Here is a 2,850-nt window from a genome sequence, read left to right as displayed (position 1 = left end):
CCTTCAGACGGCCAAGCTTTATGAAGAAGAATCAAGCAAAGTAAGAAAACCACAAATAAACTGGCATGTAAAATCATGTTAGGTTATGATTGTGTTTTCGTTAATATGTGCCGGCACGCGGAGCATGCGCCGGTGGCACAGTGTTTCATGCGGCCGGGCGGTGCGTTTGGTTGCCGATGGAGAGATTATGAATGCAGTGGTGATTGCGGTGGTTGTGATGCTAGGCTTGTCGCTGGCGCGGGTGCATGTGGTGCTCAGCCTGCTGCTGGGCGCGTTGGCCGGCGGCCTGATGGGCGGCTTAGGGCTGGGCAAAACCATGGAAGTGTTTCAAACCGGCCTGGCCAACGGCGCGCAGATTGCGCTCTCGTATGCCATGTTGGGCGCGTTTGCGGTGGCGATTGCCCATTCGGGTCTGCCGCAAACGTTGGCTAATGTAGTGATTCGCCGCTTGGATGTGAACCATGCACGCGACAATGTGCCCGGCGGCATCAGCTGGGTGAAATGGGGCTTGCTGCTGGCGCTGCTGGCGATGAGCATCATGAGCCAAAACCTGATTCCGATTCATATTGCCTTTATTCCGCTGATTATCCCGCCCTTGCTGTTGGTGTTTAACCGCATGAAAATCGACCGCCGCCTGCTCGCCTGCTTGATGACGTTTGGTTTGGTAACCACTTATATGTGGCTGCCTTATGGCTTCGGCGAAATCTTTTTGAAGCAGATACTGCTGGGCAACATCAATAAAGCCGGCTTGGACACTTCCGGCGTGAACGTGATGTCGGCGATGACCATTCCGGCGCTGGGCATGGTGGCCGGCCTGTTGGTGGCGGTGTTTATCAGCTATCGCCGCCCGCGCCACTATCAAAACACGCAAACCGATGTGCAGGCGGCACAATCGGCGGCCGCGCAACCGAAAATTTCCACCTACCGCAGCATGGTGGCTTTGGTGGCGATTGTGGTGTCGTTTGCCGTGCAATTGTGGGCCGATTCACTGCTGCTGGGCGCGATGGTGGGCTTTGCCGTGTTTATGGCGCTGGGCGTGGTGCGCTGGGGCGAGGCCGATATGGTGTTTAACAACGGCGTGAAAATGATGGCGATGATCGGTTTTATTATGATTGCCGCACAAGGTTTTGCCGAAGTGATGAAGGCCACCGGCCAGATTGAGCCCTTGGTGCAGGCTTCGGCCGCGATGTTTGGGGGCAGCAAAGGCATGGCTGCGCTGGTGATGCTGCTGGTGGGTTTGTTGGTGACGATGGGCATCGGCAGCTCGTTTTCCACGCTGCCGATTATCACGGCGATTTACGTGCCTTTGTGCATCGGCATGGGCTTTTCGCCCTTGGCCACCGTGGCGATTATCGGCACCGCCGGTGCGCTGGGCGATGCGGGTTCGCCGGCTTCCGATTCCACGCTCGGCCCCACCGCCGGTTTGAATGTGGACGGCCAGCACGATCATATGCGCGACACGGTGATTCCGACTTTTCTGCACTACAACCTGCCCTTGATGGCGGCAGGCTGGATTGCAGCGATGGTGTTGTGAGATGAGCGATTGGGAAGCGCGCATCGTCGAGCTGGAAATTCAGGCGGCTTTGCAGGAAGATTTAATCGGCAGCCTGAACGACACAATCGCCAAAATGCAGCAAACGCTGGATTTGCAGCAAGCGCAGCTGCGGCTGCTCTATCAGCGCGTGCAACAGGATAAAAGCGGTAGCGCCGAGGCGGGCTACAGCCCGGGCGATGAGGTGCCGCCGCATTATTAATATCAATCCAAAAAATAACCTATAGATGCGGCAATTAATGATTGAATATTCACATCCTCTTACCCGCAGCAGAAACCTGTTCCCTCTCCCGTGGGAGAGGGCTAGGGAGAGGGCAACAAGCCAAAGGCTTGTTTGCCGGTATCTGGAAATGTTCAATATTTAATTGCCGAATCAATAACTTTGTTGTCTCGCCTTGCCGTACTGGTTGTACTACCTGCGGTTCGCCGCCTCGTTAGCTTACTTTTTTGAATGGGTATAATACCAATTCAAAAAAATAACCTTACAAAATAAAAGCAGTCCGGCAGCACCATCTGCGTAGGTCGGATTCTTGAATCCGACGTTTGGCCAACGGCCAAAGCGATGTGCATGCCTTGTTCTGCGGACAAGTGCCGGATTCGAGAATCCGACCTACAGGCTGCCTGTTTGTATATTATTTTTTTGAATGGGTATAAGGTTTGAAAAAGGCCGTCTGAAAGAAAAGTTTCAGACGGCCTTTTTGATTGTTGCGGTGTATGCATATGCCTGCGCAGCGGCTGTCGATAAATGCGGCGCGGCAGGCAATGGAGCGCTTGTTGCAGCGGATATTGTGGTTTGGCTGTATGCAGGTAGCGAGGTTGTGTAAAAAATATTTAAATTTTAATAAAAATTTAAGATGGATTGATAAAGGCTTTGGCGAAATAGATATGCGAATTTATTTATGTTCAATATGTGTGTTATATTGAATTGCCTGCAAGCAGTTCGGGTGTTGTAAAAAATGAAGGCTTATCCATCATAACCGAAAAAGGAGGAAGACTATGCTGCATTATGCTGTGGTGTTTTTTGTGATTGCCATTATTGCGGCGGTTTTGGGCTTCGGCGGCATCGCCGGCAGCGCGGCGGGCATTGCGAAGATTTTATTTATCGGCTTTTTGATTTTGGCCGTGGTGTCGATGATTTTCGGCCGTCGCCGTTAGCTTGATATGAACAGATAAAGCCATCCGAAAGGTGGCTTTATCTGTTTGACTATAGTGGAATGCATAAAAAAGTGATACGGCGGGTAGGTTGGGTTGAAAACCCAACAAATCCACAAGCCGTCTGAAACGTTGGGTTTGGCAAC

3 protein-coding genes are annotated in these 2,850 nt (G+C 52.2%); all 3 read left to right on the top strand.

Annotation, left to right across the window (positions count from 1 at the left end):
- The first annotated feature begins 187 nt into the window (after positions 1-187).
- The 3 genes from EV680_RS05950 (at position 188) to EV680_RS05940 (ending at position 2,707) form a co-directional block, all read left to right on the top strand.
- Complete coding sequence (locus tag EV680_RS05950; protein ID WP_132953876.1) at positions 188-1,534, top strand: Na+/H+ antiporter family protein; 1,347 nt, start codon at positions 188-190, stop codon at positions 1,532-1,534.
- A gap of 1 nt (position 1,535) precedes the next feature.
- Positions 1,536-1,754 carry a SlyX family protein gene (locus EV680_RS05945; protein WP_132953829.1) on the top strand — a complete coding sequence of 73 codons (219 nt, stop codon included), beginning with the start codon at positions 1,536-1,538 and terminating at the stop codon, positions 1,752-1,754.
- Positions 1,755-2,548: 794 nt separating this feature from the next.
- Positions 2,549-2,707, top strand: coding sequence for a DUF1328 domain-containing protein (locus tag EV680_RS05940; RefSeq protein ID WP_132953828.1), 159 nt, complete (start codon positions 2,549-2,551; stop codon positions 2,705-2,707).
- Positions 2,708-2,850 lie beyond the last annotated feature (143 nt).

Origin of the sequence: Uruburuella suis, assembly GCF_004341385.1 — a bacterium.
GTDB classification, from domain to species: Bacteria; Pseudomonadota; Gammaproteobacteria; order Burkholderiales; family Neisseriaceae; genus Neisseria; species Neisseria suis.
Note: the sequence above shows the minus strand (reverse complement) of the source record. Positions and strands in the feature narration are given on the sequence as shown.

Bases quoted from the DNA above. Each gene is read 5' to 3' on its own strand.
- EV680_RS05950 (WP_132953876.1), top strand. From the start codon at position 188: ATGAATGCAGTGGTGATTGCGGTGGTTGTGATGCTAGGCTTGTCGCTG.
- EV680_RS05945 (WP_132953829.1), top strand. From the start codon at position 1,536: ATGAGCGATTGGGAAGCGCGCATCGTCGAGCTGGAAATTCAGGCGGCT.
- EV680_RS05940 (WP_132953828.1), top strand. From the start codon at position 2,549: ATGCTGCATTATGCTGTGGTGTTTTTTGTGATTGCCATTATTGCGGCG.